The following is a 16,862-nucleotide window of genomic DNA, read 5'->3' as shown; positions in this document are numbered from 1 at the left end:
AGACTTGCTAACATCGGCTAACCCGGTTTGTTCATTGACTGTTAGGTCAAGGAGCATGATTTGATTAAAGTACTCATTGTTGATGACCATGCATTGGTTCGAATGGGAATTCGACGATTGCTAGAAGATTTGTCAGATGTTACTGTGGTTGCTGATGCCGAAAGCGGAGAGCAGGCATTGGCCTTTGTTAAGACACATAACCCTGACGTTATTTTATTAGATATGAAAATGCCTGGTATTGATGGCTGGGAAGTCACGCGTCGATTAAAAAAATCGAATCCACATATTAAAGTCATTGCGGTAACCGCTATCTGCTCTGACCCTTTGCCTACAAGAGTGTTGCAGTTGGGGGCTATGGGATACCTTACTAAGGAATCAGGCGCAGAAGAAATGGCTGCAGCAATTCGTAAGGTTGCCAAAGGAGAGAAGTATCTCAGTGCGGAAATCGCCCAAAAAATGGCGATAAACAGTATCCAAGAACCACAAAATTCGCCATTTGATTTATTGTCTGAGCGAGAGATGCAAGTCATGTTGATGATCACCAGCGGCATGAATGTACAAGACATTGCCGACCGATTGTTTTTAAGCAGTAAAACCATCAACGGGTACCGTTACCGCATGTTTGAAAAATTGGGAATTAAAAACGATGTTGAATTAACTTATTTAGCGATGAAACATCGAATTATCGAACATCCCAACAATTTAATTCAAGAAGAATAGGGTCTGTAAAGCAAACATCGGCACTCAAGATTAAACGTTGTCACTAGACCCTTTATGGAAAATGAATAAACAGACTAACAAACAAGATCTAGTAGCATTTCTTAGTAAACTTCCCAATGAGCCTGGTATTTATCAAATGCTGGATAAGGACGGTCATGTTCTTTACGTTGGGAAGGCAAGTAATCTAAAAAAAAGAGTAAGCAGCTATTTTAATAAGCAGAACAGTGGGGTTAAGACCCGCTCTCTAGTTGAGCAAATTATATCCATTGATATTTCAGTCACACGAACGGAAACAGAAGCACTATTATTAGAAAGCAGTTTAATTAAGTCATTACGACCAAAATACAATGTACTGCTTAGAGATGATAAATCATATCCCTATATTCATGTATCAGATCATTCGGAATTTCCCCGAATTGAGTTGTACAGAAGCAAAAAAAAACCACTTTCCGGGTATTTTTTTGGGCCTTATCCAAGTACTACTGCAGTAAAAGAAACCTTAGTTACCATTCAAAAAGTATTCAAGATTCGAACTTGTCGTGATACTTATTTTAATGCAAGATCTCGTCCTTGTTTGCAATATCAAATCAAGCGTTGCACAGCGCCTTGTGTGAATTACATTTCATCGGAGCATTACAAACAGTCCGTGGATGATGCAATGCAGTTTTTACAAGGAAAATGTCAGCTGATACTTGATGAGTTGGCTGAGCGAATGAATAGAGCAGTTGAACAGTTGCACTTTGAAGAAGCAGCTGTTTTACGAGATCAAATTAAAAGTTTACGCTTGGTTCAAGAGCAACAGGCGGTCGTTCAATTGCGGGGTGATGCCGATGTCATAGCCATTGAGGCGCAACCTGGGTTTGCTTGCATCCAATGCGTAACAATTCGTGAAGGTCAAGTATTGGCTAGTCGTAGTTTTTTCCCAAAAGTTCCTGAGTTTAATCTGGAAACAGAGGCGAATACGGACTTGCTCTGGCAACAGATTTTCGAAGCCTTTATTGGATTTTACTATTTGGATGCTACTGAGCGAATTCCAGGTTTAATTCTTACTAACAGTTCAGTTGCAGAGCATTCATTGTTTGAAGAAATTCTGACTCAGAAACGTGGGAAAGCATGTAAAATACAAGTAAATCCACGGGGTATAAAATCTCGATGGATGGATTTTGCTAAAAACAATTTGCGAGTTTCCATCGCTGAATTCGTGAATAAGCACTCAACGATTAAATCACGTTATTCCGCTTTAGAAGAGATCTTAGCAACAGGTAAATCCATAGAGCGTATGGAATGTTTTGACATTAGCCATACCTCAGGTGAGGCAACGGTCGCTTCATGTGTTGTCTTTGATAAAGAAGGCCCTTGTCCGAATGAATACAGAAGGTTCAACATCGAAGGCATTACCCCTGGAGACGATTATGCTGCGATGGAACAAGCCATAACTAGACGATTTAAGCGATTAATTGAGTCCAAGTCTTTGCCTGATTTATTGGTTATTGATGGTGGCAAGGGGCAGGTAGCTGTCGCGAAAAAAGTATTGGATGCTTTACTCGTAACGGATGTGATCATTTTGGGAGTTGCCAAGGGGCCATTAAGAAAAGCAGGATGGGAAACGTTGATTTTAGTGCATGAAGAGAAAGAATTTACACTCCCGGAGGACTCTATAGCTCTGCATTTATTACAACATATTCGTGACGAGGCTCATCGTTTTGCGATCACTTCACATCGTAAAAGGAGGGAAAAGGTCAGGTCGAAATCATCTCTTGAGAGCATTGAAGGAGTCGGCTCAAAGCGTCGTCAGGCATTATTACAGCGCTTTGGAGGAATACGTGAATTAGCTAAAGCTTCTCTTGAAGAGATTAGTAAGGTACAAGGGATTAATGCGCAGCTAGCAGATCGAATTTATCGATATTTTCATGGTGAGATTGGATAAGTTTGGTAAGTTCGTCTGGGTAAGTTCGTCTGGGTAAGTTCGTCTGGGTAAGTTCGTCTGGGTAAGTTCGTCTGTAAGTTCGGGGACGGACCCCAGTGGGGTCCGTCCCCAAGCAGTCGCACCGGTCCCCAAGCAGCCAAGGAATCCCACGCCAAATACAATACGGCTCACGGATAAATCGGAAAATCGTCACAACAAATGAGAATCCCTGCTAACCCTTTTAGACGAAACACTACGAAGAAAATCAACCAGTCGCTCCTGATTTACAGGTTTACAATAAAAGTAACCCTGGGCAAATTGACAGCCGAGGTCGCAGATGATTTGATGTTGCTCTTTCGTTTCCACGCCCTTTTGAATGACTTTGAGTCCTAGATTTTTTCCAAGGTTAATAATGCCTTCAAGCAGTGTTCGGTATTTTGGATATTTTTCGATGCCAACTAACATTTGCTGGTCTATTTTCAAATAGTCTAGTGGGAGTGTGAGCAGTTTGTGGAGAGAGATTTGTGGTGTATTGAAATTATCCAAACTTAGATTGATACCAATATGCTGTATCTTCTTCAGATTTCTAGAGATTTGTTTAAAGTGAGGGGCAAGAATTCGCTCAGACACATCAAGGATCAGTTGATCCTCTTTTATATCATGGCTTAGCATTTTGTTTTGCAAGCCTTCTATAAATCGAGGGTCACTTAATTGGCTTAATGAGACATTAATTGTTAAGGTAAGTTTAGGATAAGTTTCTAAAAGCATGACAAAATCTTGAAACGTGCGATCAATTAACCACTTGCTGATGGTATGAAGACAACCAGTTTGTTCAGCAATAGTAATAAACTCACCAGGTGGTATTAAGCCTTCTTTGGGGTGATCCCATCTGACTAAAGCTTCTATACCAATAACCGAATTGGTTTTCAGATCAAATTGGGGTTGGTAATCAATGTATAATTGGTGACTGGCTGTGGCTTTTTTGATCTCTTTTTTTAAGATTTCTTTTCTTTTGTCTTCTAGATCTTGCAACGATTTTGAGAAAACAAAGAACCTATTTTTGCCTGTTTTTTTCGATTGATACATCGCAATATCAGCATTTTTAAGCAAATCAGTACCAGATAAACCAGCCTCTGGGTATAAAGCAATTCCAATGCTGGCGGAAATTTTCATGTTGTATTCACCAAACTGGAAATTCCTTGATAAGGCATTAATGATTTTATCGGCTACCTGCGAGGCAATTTTAACGTTCGCTTGATGCACAATCACAATAAATTCATCTCCTCCTAATCGGGCAATAAAATCAGTGTTTCGAATACAACGAACCATTCTTTTTGTAGCGGCTTTCAATAATTTGTCACCTATAGGATGACCTAAGGTGTCATTAATTGTTTTAAAGTTATCAAGATCGATGAGCAGCAATGCGAAGCCGTGACCTTTCAGGTTATGCTCGTAGATTTCTTCGCTAAGGGTTTCTTCAAAATATTGGCGGTTTGCAATTTGAGTTAAAGCATCAAAACGCGCAAGGTTTATCATGTCTTGTTCAGTGTATTTTAACTGAGTAATGTCGGTTCCATAAAGATTGATTTGTTTGAACTCACTCACCCAGTTCAATGAAAATAAATAAAAACGATCATTGGCCTCAATCTCAATGTTAATGGGGTTAGTGAGCTCTTCTACTTGTGGTATTTGTTTGAGAATTGCCTCTGGCAATCCTGAACATTTTGATTTCCAGTAATTAACTATTTTTTGGCCTTCCTCGTTGGCATAAATAATTTCCCCAGAAGACAAAATGCGAATTAAGGGATTAGGATTTTGTTGTGGAATACTGGCTAGAAATTCCAACTTGCGTAAATTCATTAATCGTTCTATTTCAGAGTTAATGCGATTTAAGAGCAAACCAAAAATAGTGTTATTCAAAGAATCCAATTCCATTGGCCGTTTGGTTAAGATGGTCATTAATCCAATGACTTCTTGATTGCTATTGGTAATTGGACCTGCAAGATAGGTGTTGATGCGCATCTTTTTTAACAATTTATCTTGAGGAAACAAGGTTTGCACGTCTTGGAAGTGGCATATGGATTTGCTTAAAATCACTTTATCGCAAGGTGAGTCGTTTAGTGAAAAATGAATGTTATCCATTTTTTTTCCGGATTTGTAATAAGACACCGTATGGGCAATTTTTTGATTGTCAACTAAACTAACTGACGCATAGTCGGCAGCAAACGTATCGCTAACTAGCTTTAATACTTCATCGATAACGTTATTGGTTTCATGGAGATTGCTTATTTTATTTAATCTCCAAAGAACCCACTCGGTCATTTTGTTGGGTAAAACATCAGTGATTTTGGCAAAAATAACGGGGGTATTTTCTATTTCTGATTTGTTGACTACTACATCATAGGCTCGAATTGGTTTTTTCTGTTTGCTTTCAATCCACAGAAATTGTTGGGCTAAACCTTGATTGGCAATGGCAAAATGATGTATTGCCTGTACTAATTGCCGTTTAATGTTAAAAGACTTAAGTTCTATAAGCTCCCATATATAGTGGCCAATAATACGATTTTCGCTGAGATTAAATAAAGACGTTCCTTTGGGATTAATGGCAATCACTTTCCCTTGCGTATCAAACACGATAATAAAATCATTCGTTTTTTGCAGTAACCGCTCAATAGACTGTTTAAAGTTTTTAGGCTTTATGATGTTATTGATGGTGAATGAATTATTCTTAATATTAAGATACCCCATACCGAGTTCAAATAAATAGTTGATAATTTAAATATAGCAATAATTTCAATTTTTTGATTTAGGTCTAAACTTATATTTAAAACAACCGAAAAAATAAATAAGAAGCATCGGTCTGAAAAATTTGCACAATTCTTGCATATAAAAACGATAAAGACATGAGGGGGAGGCAGCATGAAAAAAATATTACTAACTGCATTCATGGTGTCCATGGTCACTTCGCTGAACGCAGGCCATTTTTATGGGACAGGTTTGTGTGGGTATCCTCAATATGAATGCGTTAAAGTAGCCGCAGGACAATCCTGGGATAAACTATTCCCTGATCCAGTTCAAAGAGACATCGTTCAAAGAGTAAATCGTAGTTACAATTATCTATGGGCAGGGAAAGAAATCGCCATTCCTAAAAATCTAGCAACAATGAATATATTTGATGTATCTCCTTTTCCATTAAAGATCCGAAGCGAACACGAAAAGCAAATCATCGTGGATCAAGAAAAACTAGCATGGGGTGCCTATGACGCTGAAGGTAATTTAGTACTGTGGGGGCCTATTTCATCCGGAAGGGACAAATGCTCTGACTCCAACAGATCTTGCCGTACTTTAACTGGCATTTTCAGGGTGTTCAGTAAAGAGAATGTGCGTTGCACCTCTGATGTGTTTCCGATAGGAAAAGGGGGTGCAAAGATGCCCTATTGCATGTATTTTCATAAAGGTTTCGCACTTCATGGATCTGATGATATCCCCGGAGAAAGAGCGAGCCATGGTTGTGTCCGCATGTTTATAAACGATGCCAAATGGTTGAATGAGAATTTTGTTGAGCTGTCTAGTGAGCGTAATAACTTTATGGGGACAAAAGTGATTGTTCGTCCTTTAAACGATAGTGAGAAGAAAATATGAATAAACTAATTAAAAATTCGATCACCACTATGGTATTGTTATTATTAACAATCGGCGCAACGAATGCAGCAAACACAGCCGAATCAGTGGATCCAGATTCCAATGCAAAATCCGCTAAAAAGGATAAGGATTCGGATCGATTTCCCATCGGCTGCAGACCTGTTGGGTATCAACAAAATTTAAAGGTCCTTACCTTGCTGCCCGGCAAAGAAGGGGCGTTGCAGTCCATGTACTTTATTTACAATAAAATGCCACAAACAGTGAGTTTGTACCAAATGCATGACCAAGAGAGCCTTTATTCCTTATGGCTGAATCATTCTATTGTTGGAAAATCTTGGGCTGTTTTGGCAACTGGGGAAAGAGAGTTAAAATTCATTTGTACCTCTGGTGACGGGAAAAAATCTTACGGCGAGATACTGGATTGTGCCCAGGCTGTTAAAGTCTGTGAATACGTGAACGTAAAATTTGGTTTGAATAATAAAGGGAACTTTTGGATAGTAAACAGCAGCACTCGGAATGGTGCGGTCAATGGAGTAGTTCATTACGGCATCATACCTGGCGTGTAATAGCCTGGAAAGAGGGGAATTTTTATGAAAACACTAGCACCTTTGATGTGTTTTATCGTTGCATCTGCCAGTCATCAAGCCTTTGCTGATGAGACCTATAATGCTTATCGATTAGGTGTATACGATAAAGCAGCAGAGCCACTAATTAGTAAAAGTGACAAGGATGCTGTTGCTGACTATTATCTAGGACGATTATTTTTGTACGGATATGGGCAGCTCAAAAACAACAATGTTGCTCTTCGATACTTTAAAAAATCAGCAGAAAAAGGGTATCTTCCAGCTGTTTTATTAATGGCAAAATATGAGTTGATGCATGAAAAAAATCCTGAGCAGGCCGTTAGTTGGTTTAAGCAAGCTGCTTCCGCTGGGGATATCAACTCCCAACTATTTATGGCTGCTGCCTATCAATACGGGCTTGGAGTCAAACAGAATGTTGATGTAGCGACAAAATATGACATTGATGCGGCAAAAAATGGTAATCCTATTGCCCAATACGCTTTAGCGGAACATTTTTTAGAGACAAAACACAGCAGTAATTACAAATTAGGCGTCATTTGGCTGACCAAAGCGGCTAACAGTGGTAATCCTAAAGCATTAACCAAATTAGGCAGTTTGTATGTTCAAGGAAAATTGGTCGATCAAGATCTCGATAAGGCCACAGAACTACTGACTAAGGCAGCGTCTGATAAATACGTACCTGCTCAAGTTGAGTTGGGCAAGGCTGCTTTAGCGAGAGACCAATTCGAAGATGCAGTGAAGTGGTTCACCCAAGCTGCAAATGAGAACAATGTAGACGCTTATCTTCAATTAGCGCATGTTTATTTGGATCAAGAAAGCAAATTGTATGATCCAAAAACAGGATTTATGTGGGTGTTAAAGGCTGCTCAAAGCGATTCCATTGAAGGTCAAAAACAACTGGCTAATTTGTATCAAAATGGAGTAGGAGTGCAAGCAGACCCAACTCTGGCGAAACAATGGGCGGATAAGGCCGCTGAAAATGAAAAGAAAAAAATCAAAGCAGTGCCTGTTGAGCAAGCCGCATTGTGGTTAACAAATGGTTTAACCAATAGACTTGAAGAGTCTCCTTATCAAATGCAAGGCATATTCAGTGCTTGGAATAACCCTGCTGTTTTACGAAATAATACCTACAATCAATCTCCTAAGTTGGATTTAATCTCGCGTCAGGATTTGTTTAAACCTAAGTTTGAACTGACTCAGCCTAATGAAATACCCATTAGTAATTATTACGATGCATTAATCAGCAAAAGTTCAGAGTGGAGTAAAACCGAAGAAATATATCCGATATTTAAGTTAAATCCATATATTGAAGCACTAGAAAGAGCAAATGGATATGTGTTTGCAAGAATGAATCTCCCTGCTCCCCATATCGATGCTAATTACTACTTGGATTCAAATCCTAATGAGGAATCTGAATCAGCTGAATATGATTCACTCAGCTTGTGGACTCAAGGTTGGCAACAAAAAGCCAATTACATGTCAGTGGTCAATCAATTGTATTCTCGAGCAATACTTGGCGATGCTCAAGCACAATTTGAAATTGGTCAATTGTTCCAATTTGGAATTGGATTAAATCAAGACAGTGCTTCAGCCGCTATTTTCTATGAAAACTCAGCTGAGCAACAACATTTAGGTGCTGAATACAACATAGGAGTATTGTCTTTAAGAAATGCGAAGGACGCGAAAGAATACCAAACGGCTTTAAATTGGTTAACTGATTCTGCCTTCAAAGGAAATAAACAAGCACAATTCGCTCTAGCTAGTTTGTTGCGTGAAGGCAGAAAGGATTCAGAAGGACAGGAACTTGTTAAAGCCAATCCACAACAAGCAATGTCGATGCTTTATTTATCAGCGGCAAATCACTATGGACCCGCTGAATATGAGCTGGCAGAGCATTTGGTGAGAGATAATAATAATGAGCTCAGTGTTGAGGTGAAAAAGCAAAAAACAGCCTTGGTGCGAAAATTATATGAAGGGGCTGCAAAAAATGGGGTCGCTCAAGCTTTGCTACCGCTGGCCTTTTATAATGCGATTGACAATAACCAAGAAAAGCAAAAATTGGCATTTAAAGTCGCGGAAGAGCAGGCTGATCTTGGCGATGAAAATGCCGCATTGTTGCTTGGAATGCTTTACGATAGAGGCATAGGAACAAGCGCCGATCCTGCAAAAGCCATCTATTGGTATGAAAAAGCAGGGACAAATCCAGTCAGTCAATTCATCATGGGAACTTATTTAACCGAAGGAAAAGGCGTTGCAGAGGACAAGGACAAAGGAAGAGAACTATTGAAAAATTCGGCCGATGCCCAATTTTCTTATGCTGACTTCAACCTAGCCGTATTGAATAAAGAAGACAATCAGGAGTTTTTAAGCTACCTGAGTAATTCTTATCAATTAGGCAATAGTCATGCAGGAATTGTGTTAGCCGATTATTACTTGTCCGAAAACAGTGAAGCTGAAAAAATGAATCAAGCCAAGGAAATCTATGAAGGCTTGTCCAAAAAAGGGGATCAATACGCGCAATTGAAATTAGGTTATATGTTGGAAAACGGACTAGGTATGGATGTCGATCCAGTTGCTGCCCAACACTGGTACACTGCATCAGCAGAGCAGGGGAATGCTGATGGACAGTATTTACTCGGACAATTGTATCAGCTAGGAGCGGTTGGTGAGCCAGACTATACTCAAGCGAAGTACTGGTATAAAAAGGCAGCGGAACAATTACCAAAAGCCTCTGTCGCCTTGGGTTTTATCTATGAAACAGTAGACGATAATTACTCTGAGGCAATCAATGCTTATGAAGCGGCCTCTGTTAAAGGTGATGCTTATGGCTCTTATGACTTGGCTTTGATGTATGAATACGGTAAGGGTGTCCCCGTAGACTATCAGAAAGCCAAAACGTTGTTTACTGAAGCCGCAGACAAAGGAATTGATTCTGCGATGAATCAGTTGGGTAATATGTATTTTTATGGTCTTGGAAGTGCAAGAAATGATCAGCAGGCCCTATCTTGGTATAAAAAAGCAGCTGATTTGGGCAATGGTAATGCGTTATACACACTTGGTTTACTGTCAGAAACAGGAGTTGGAACAAAGTTGGATTTTCCAAACGCATTGAATTATTACCAGAAGGCGTCTGATCAAGGAAATGAAAAAGCGATGCTTGCTTTGGCAAGAATGTACCATTACGGTTTGGGGGTGGAAAAGGATACCAAAGCTTCAGCGAGCATCTATCAAAAATTAGCCGCCAAACAAAATGCTTATGCGCAGTATCAACTCGGAACTTATTATTTAGAGGGAATCGCTGGGGAGCGCATGCCTGAAAAGGGTAAAGAGTTATTAGAGCAAGCCAGTGAAAATGGTAATTTTCAAGCGCAAAAGGCCTTGCAAAAACTCAACGCAATGACGCAAAACAAAGTGAGTTACGTTGAACCTGTCTTGATAAATGTTGTTCCTAAATTCAAGGGTGAAGCCGCAGATAGAATTTATTACGATGCTTTGAATGAATGGAATCATGGGGATGAATTGCTCTCAAGGATGATTTTACAACGCTTGGTCACTCAATTTCCTAATTACATTCCAGCAAAACAGATCTATGAACGGGTGAATCAGGCAAGTTCGGCTAGTATTTATGGTTAACTCGATTGAGGATGATAAAGAACTCAAACACTATTTCTTCAATAAGCAGCAATTTCCGCTTGTTATTGAACCAGAAGATGAAGGCCAAGCGGATTTTGCTTATTTATCGAGCTACTTAAAGGCAAAGAACCCCCTATTTAAAAACACATTGCTTGAATATGGTGGAATTTTATTTCGTGGTTTTAAGGTAGATAATCTCGATAAATTTGCCGAAATCATATCAAGTTGCTCCTTAGGACAGGCCTATAAATATGAACTTTGTGCTGCCAAAAGAACGTATTTAAGGGAAGGAATTACCGCTTCCTTGAATATAAACATTCCCATGCACAATGAAAAATCCTATGCAGCGGATTTTCCAACACATGTTTATCTGAATTGTTTGCAAGCACCGCAAGAAGGTGGTGAAACGCCACTAGCAAATGGACGAAAGATTTGGCTTTCACTCCCAGAGAATTTACAAAATAAGTTACAATCTAAAGGAATTCTTTATCGTCGCCATTATTATGGTTTAGGCATTTGGTACAAATTTCTAAGGTGGATTTGTGAAGACACAGCAGCCTTATCATGGCCCTCACAATTTGAAACGAATAACCCTAAACGAGTCGAGCAGATCACCAAGGAGAGACAGGAAAGTTTTAAATGGGGTTTTGGAAACGGTTTATTCACAAAGATTGCACTCCCTGCTTGTAGGATGCATCCCCAAAAAAAGGAGTTGGTTTGGTTTAATTACAGCAATATGTTGAATCCCCACGACAACTATCTTTCAAGTTTTTTTAAGTCCAAAGTGTCTAATTCACTATTTCGCTTTATTTTGTTGAATAAATACATGCATCCCTACCTCGCGTCTTTTGGAGACGGCGAGCCAATCTCTAAAGTGGAGGCGACATTTATTAAAGAGGCTGTGGCAAAAAATACGATTCTCTTTACTTGGAAAGAGGGTGATGTTTTGATTCTTGATAATTACGTTTGTTTGCATGGTAAAAATCCACATGCAGGTAACCGTCTAGTTTTAGTTGGCTTAACAAATGATCCCAACATGAAGGCCAATCAACATGCCTAAAGAACCATCCAAAAAAGACACAAAAATGGGACAAATCTACTACGTTAATGAGTCAGATTTGGATTTTCTACTGTATGAAATTATAGAGTCAAACGCCTATTTTTTAGATTTCCTTGAATTAAAACCTGGTGATGTTGTGTTCGATGTTGGCGCAAACATCGGGGTTTTTTCATTGCTTGCAGTACAACATTGTCAAAGAGACCTACAGCTCTATAGCTTTGAACCCATCCCTTCCAATTTCGAGTGTTTGCAGCGTAATTTAGAGGCCTATAAATCAATGACGCATTTATACAATCTTGCACTGGGAGATCCACCGGAAGATTGTGATATCGAATTTACACAATTTGGAAACAGTTCATTGACGGCAAGCTATCGACCTAAGGACAAACTCATTTCTAATTTTCAACCATTTTTACAATACGAGAGATTGGCGCAGCTATCGGAGATAAACAATAAGCCCCTGTTTTATCTGCTGAAATACCTACCCTTTTTGCGCTCCTATATCATCAAAAGACATTTTAAGAAAATCACTGCTGAAACTAAATTAACTTGTCGCTTGAGTTCATTAGGCAGGGTTATCAATCAGCACTCTCTTGATCGAATTGATTATTTAAAAATAGACGTGGAAGGGGCTGAAGTGGATGTACTGAAAGGAATTAAGCCTGAGCAATTTTCAACGATTAAACAACTGTGTATAGAAGTGCATGACATCAATCATCGAGTTGAAAAGGTAGATGCGTTTTTAAAGCACCATGGTTATGTGACGCGCATTCATCGAAATCCGATATTTGCTCAATTTGGATTAAACCACCATATGATTTATGCAAAAAGGACACTATAACTTCTGTGAATTTCGTTCTTGATTTTGAATCCTTTTCTCCGCATCTTTAAACAGCTGTGCAACTGCATCGTGCGAACTAGTTTTTAGGCCTAACGGTCCTAATATGGAGGTTGTTTTGCCCTGAGCTATATCTAAAATTTTCATTTTTGGAGAGTCATAAAAACTCAATTTTCTACGTGCTAAATCCTCCAAGGTATCTATGCTCTCTAAGGAGTCTTTAAGTTCTTTGATAATAACGCGTTTAAGAGCATCTCCTTTAATTCCCATAAATTCTTCTTTAATTTTTTTAAAGTCATCTGCATAGCCTAGATCTTCAGCGCTAGCTTCGTGAAAAGTATGTACTCTATTTACTGTGCTGCCAGCTTGATATTCCTCAACGCCTACTTCGGTGTTCTTCAAATGCATGTCTCTAACAAGACTAGTTGGCAGTGAAAGCCATCCATTGTTATATAATTTTAATAAGGCTTGAGGGTTTTCAGATATGGGTTGATCTGGGTGTTTGTCATACCAATGCTTTAGGGCAATTTTCCACGGAGTAGCTCTATTACTAAATTGATGATTATAGACGTATATCCATTGATCTCGGGCTAACGGTGCTTGATATTGACCTTCATTGTATTTCCATAGTCCTTTATCCAGATCAATGAGCCTTACTCCTGATTCTGATATGATCATATTTTGAAAGCTGGAGTGAGAGTAAGAGTTTGCTAAGTCAGGATGAGCATAACCCAATTCATTTAATTGTTTAAGGGCTAGAATAAATTCATCAAATTGTGGCCTAATTTTTTCTTTAGGAGCATGTATGTTTCCTTCTACATAAGGCATATTAAAAACCACGTTGCCTTTATTTTTTATATTCCATAAACCCAGTATGAAATACTCGTCAATGTGATGATCTTTTAATAAGAATTGTTGCTCTAATATGGCAAGATTGTTTTCTACACCGTCCTCTGGAGTAATTGATGCTCCACTCAACGTTTTAACTGCTTTATCCGTTGTTTTTTTGTTTACAACTCCAAATAATCCTCGGCCAATAGGTTCTGGCTCTCCCATTGTGCCTTCACCTTTGTGGCTTACCCACATCTGAATAAAATCTGGCGGTTTTGACTGATCTTCATTAAACCGAACTGCATACACTCCATTTTTAAATCGAAAAATTTTGAATTTATCGGATTTTTCTCCCAAATAATGCTTAGAGATGTCTTTACCACTCATAATTTCTTCAATGCTTGGCATATGACCTCAAAACAGTTAATTTATTATATAAAGTGTATAAAAACACACCAGAAAGATCAAATTGGCCTTTAAAGAGACAGGCCTGACCTGGGTCATTGTTTGCATCGTGACTTGAAATTTTTAATCAACGCTTTACGAAAATAATTTCATGCCTTAATGTCATTACTGAAAGGTTAATTTTCTTTCAATTTGGAACAAGTTATTTCGTAGCGAAATGCATTTTCTTGTTTTATATGGATTTAACGAGAAGGAAGTCTATATGAAATACGTAGTTACGCATTGTACTTTTGATGGTGAAGCTGGCGGTAATCCCTTGTGGCATAGTTGTATTCTTTTCTCAAAAATGGATGAAGAGAAAAAGATGTTGGAGGTGGTTGATACTTGGGGTTTTTATGGACTCCCAACCACAAATCCCAGTAATTCCTATTTGAATCAATTGAAGAAGAAAATCGGCTTGGACGTTGATTTGACGGGTAACCATGGTTGGCTGAGGCACGAAGATGCAAGATACTTGGATTTAGGATGTGGGCTTCATGGTACTTCTTTTGAATTGACGGAGGACAGCTTTAAACAACTGAGGCAAGAATGCTTGAAAATGGTTTCCGATCAAGAACAAGCCGTTAAAGAAGTGGTTGAGTCTCAGGGCATAAAAGGGAAAGAACAAGGTAAAGAGCGTATTTATTCTCATGAACAATTTTCCAATCTCATTTATAAAATTGAGTTAATAAAAGCGGAACAACAAAAAAGAGAGCCAAGATTAAAACCTTTTGAGTTACGCATGAGCTTGGGGTGGACCGGGCCGAGTCTTAGCTGTTCTTCGACCTGTAAGACACAATCCATAAGCTTATTATCGAAAGTGCTTAGTAAAGAGCAAATTGACCGCTTAACTGAGGAAGGCAAACACCCATCTGTTCCTAGATTTAGTGGCCAAGATGAACGTATTTATTTGCACAGCACAGGACCAGTTAGAGAGCATAAAAAAGCCTCTGGAGATGTGGTGTATTATCGAGACTTCAAAGATCCTGACGTTAAATTATATTGGACGGTCCCGCCTCAAGAAATTGAAACGTTGTCTGACGAAACGCTCAACTTGCTGGGTGTTGATTCTGAGCACTGTGATGAAGTCAAAGGTCTTGTAAGAAAATTGCAGCGTTCAGAATGGCTTATCAGAAATACGAAGTTACCTGAAAAATATCAGTCTTATCAAAAGGCACTCATTGAACAAATAGTCCTTACCTACCGGGAATTTTCAACGATTGAACCTAAAAAGCCCGAGCCAAAAGTCTCTGGTTGGTATGGTTACGCATTGTCTTTGTTTTCAGCACCAAGAAATGAAGAAGAGAAAAAACTCTTCATCAAGATTAGAAATGCAAAAATGCTCTTAAATAGTTTGTACATGGCGATGGTGGATGATTGGAAAATTAATGACAAGCTTCCTATGGAACCAGCAGTGTATAAATCGTATAAAGCAAGCAGTGAAGAGCAAAAGGGCTTAAGTGAAAGTCAAGAAACTCCAATAGACCTTGCAAACCCAATAGAGTCAGTGGTGTGCTATATGTCCACTAAAGACAAGATAAATTTATGTCAGATTCTTGGTCGACGTTACGTTGAACCTGTCTCTGAAGACGATGATGAGTGCGAAGAATCACTTCCTGTCGGAATGGAACCCTCAATGTAACATCTATTCAATCGGGTGATCCTTAAAGGGTCATTCGATTGTTCCTGCAATACGTTCTGCAGGTCTTACGAAAAACGCCCACTCTCTTCGTTAAAGAGTGCTTTGAATTCGGTCATTTGGTTTATCTAAACTCCCACATTAAAAACACATTTTGCCTCGACCTTGTGGTTTTTCCTCAGTACTGTTTTATTAAGGTTCAAATTGAATCAAATCCCATTTTTTTGTCCACTATATTGCAATTGAACAAGACGAATCATAGTGATAAATTCATCCCACACCATTACGAGAGTAGGGGACAAACCCCAATGGGATTCGTCCCCATTTTAATAAGTGAGCATAAGAGAATGTTTTTAAGCATGGAAGAGTTACAGAAGCAAATTCAATTGGCTAAAGCGAAGCTCAGCATTGAAATTGAAAGTTGGTTGCAGTCCCAGGATGAATTAACAGAGAAAGAAAAAAGCCATTGGAGGGATGTTTTTAGCGCAGCAAACAGGACAGAAATGGGACGTTTGATACAAGAAAAGGGCTTGCCTTTATTTCTGATCACAAGCTTGATTTCAGAGAAAGTGAATTTGCCTAATCGCCTTGATCAGGAAGACATTGAAGTCCCTTTAGAAAGTCCAGTTGTTCCTCAGCAGGACAATCAAATTCTCAGAACAGTGTATCAACGTTCCTCAACGAATACTTCTGAAACCGTTAGCCAAATCTGTGAGCTGGTGAACATCATGGAGTGTTTGCATCAATTGGAAGAATTATCGGAGACGGTTGAGTCAAACATTGACTTTAGTAGTATCACATTAGCGTATAAGATGGCTAAGAATGTCAATAAAGAATGGCAGCATGCGGCTAAAGGACGTGAGACAGTACTTTATTATTCCAACCGATTAGAAACAGCATTGCAGCAACATCAGTTTGCAAAAGAAGAGTGCAATGGGAACCTTGCTGTTTATCAAGGACAAGTAGAAGCCCGTATTCTTCAATTTAAAGAAACGTTGCATTATTTTGCTGATTGTTTAACCAGTAGTTATGGTCATGTTCAAGACAACAGAAACTGGATTGCTCGACTCCTTTTTGCCCCAATCTCTTGGCATCAGATGTTAAAAGGAGTTGCTATTCATTCGTTCAATGCTACAGCGGTCGTCAATCCCAACGTGAATAGCATCCAAATAAATCCAAACTATATCCAGGCGATGGTTGAGCAATATGCCAGAATAATGAGATTTCCTGTTGATGATTTTCAATCAAAAATAAATAGCAGGTTAAACGATTCAGAAAGACAACAGATTATTGCCAAAGAGAATATCCAATCCATGAAGTCAACTTTGGATACCCTTTCACAAGTGTACTCACATCCTCGTTTATCTCCTTTATTGCTACCAACACGTAATTTAACCATGTTTGGGTTTTTCCGGGGAGTGGTTGCTGCATTTGGGCATAACGACTTTTATTCGAGATTTTTAGCCCCTACTGTACAGACTGAGCATGATACTCCCGATGAGAACTTAAATGATCATGAATTTCGACAGTAAGAGTGCTCAATAAAAATCAAGCCGGAAAAACCG

At 39.0% G+C, this 16,862-nt stretch carries 11 protein-coding genes; 9 read left to right on the top strand and 2 right to left on the bottom strand.

What is annotated here, in order from left to right; genetic code table 11:
* Positions 1-60 precede the first annotated feature (60 nt).
* Positions 61-720: a two-component system response regulator LetA gene (gene letA / locus Lwal_RS06530; protein WP_058480023.1), complete on the top strand. Its 660-nt coding sequence runs from the start codon at positions 61-63 to the stop codon at positions 718-720.
* 61 nt (positions 721-781) lie between these two features.
* A complete protein-coding gene (uvrC, locus tag Lwal_RS06525; protein WP_058480022.1) occupies positions 782-2,647 on the top strand; it encodes an excinuclease ABC subunit UvrC in 1,866 nt (621 codons plus the stop codon).
* A 189-nt stretch (positions 2,648-2,836) separates the two neighbouring features.
* On the opposite strand, the gene Lwal_RS06520 is transcribed toward uvrC, so the two are convergent.
* Positions 2,837-5,374, bottom strand: a complete 2,538-nt coding sequence (locus Lwal_RS06520; RefSeq protein ID WP_058480021.1) for an EAL domain-containing protein — start codon at positions 5,372-5,374, stop codon at positions 2,837-2,839.
* 171 nt (positions 5,375-5,545) lie between these two features.
* On the opposite strand from Lwal_RS06520, the gene Lwal_RS06515 reads away from it, so the two are divergent.
* Genes Lwal_RS06515 through Lwal_RS06495 form a run of 5 tightly spaced genes read left to right on the top strand, consistent with a single transcriptional unit; the run spans position 5,546 to position 12,386 of the window.
* Positions 5,546-6,268 (top strand): L,D-transpeptidase, encoded by a 723-nt coding sequence (locus tag Lwal_RS06515; protein ID WP_058480020.1) that lies wholly within the window; start codon positions 5,546-5,548, stop codon positions 6,266-6,268.
* The gene (locus Lwal_RS06510; RefSeq protein WP_058480019.1) at positions 6,265-6,834 is read left to right on the top strand and encodes a hypothetical protein; all 570 of its coding nucleotides are present in this window, start codon (positions 6,265-6,267) and stop codon (positions 6,832-6,834) included. Before Lwal_RS06515 ends, Lwal_RS06510 begins: the two co-directional genes overlap by 4 nt.
* A gap of 24 nt (positions 6,835-6,858) precedes the next feature.
* Entirely contained in the window at positions 6,859-10,485 is a 3,627-nt protein-coding gene (locus Lwal_RS06505) for a tetratricopeptide repeat protein (RefSeq protein ID WP_058480018.1), read from the top strand.
* Complete coding sequence (locus Lwal_RS06500) at positions 10,478-11,545, top strand: TauD/TfdA family dioxygenase (protein ID WP_058480017.1); 1,068 nt, start codon at positions 10,478-10,480, stop codon at positions 11,543-11,545. Before Lwal_RS06505 ends, Lwal_RS06500 begins: the two co-directional genes overlap by 8 nt.
* Entirely contained in the window at positions 11,538-12,386 is an 849-nt protein-coding gene (locus Lwal_RS06495) for an FkbM family methyltransferase (protein ID WP_058480016.1), read from the top strand. The genes Lwal_RS06500 and Lwal_RS06495 overlap by 8 nt, the downstream gene beginning before the upstream one ends.
* Here the strand turns inward: Lwal_RS06495 and Lwal_RS06490 are convergent.
* A complete protein-coding gene (locus tag Lwal_RS06490) occupies positions 12,381-13,622 on the bottom strand; it encodes a hypothetical protein (RefSeq protein WP_058480015.1) in 1,242 nt (413 codons plus the stop codon). The genes Lwal_RS06495 and Lwal_RS06490 overlap by 6 nt on opposite strands.
* Positions 13,623-13,881: 259 nt before the next feature.
* Here Lwal_RS06490 and Lwal_RS06485 point away from each other — a divergent pair, with 259 nt between their 5' ends.
* Positions 13,882-15,300, top strand: a complete 1,419-nt coding sequence (locus Lwal_RS06485) for a hypothetical protein (protein WP_058480014.1) — start codon at positions 13,882-13,884, stop codon at positions 15,298-15,300.
* A 344-nt stretch (positions 15,301-15,644) separates the two neighbouring features.
* Positions 15,645-16,829 carry a hypothetical protein gene (locus Lwal_RS06480; protein WP_133141232.1) on the top strand — a complete coding sequence of 395 codons (1,185 nt, stop codon included), beginning with the start codon at positions 15,645-15,647 and terminating at the stop codon, positions 16,827-16,829.
* Positions 16,830-16,862 lie beyond the last annotated feature (33 nt).

This window comes from Legionella waltersii (assembly GCF_001468085.1).
GTDB classification, from domain to species: Bacteria; Pseudomonadota; Gammaproteobacteria; order Legionellales; family Legionellaceae; genus Legionella; species Legionella waltersii.
The sequence above is the reverse complement of the archived record's forward strand: the minus strand, read 5'-3'. Positions and strand labels throughout refer to the sequence as shown.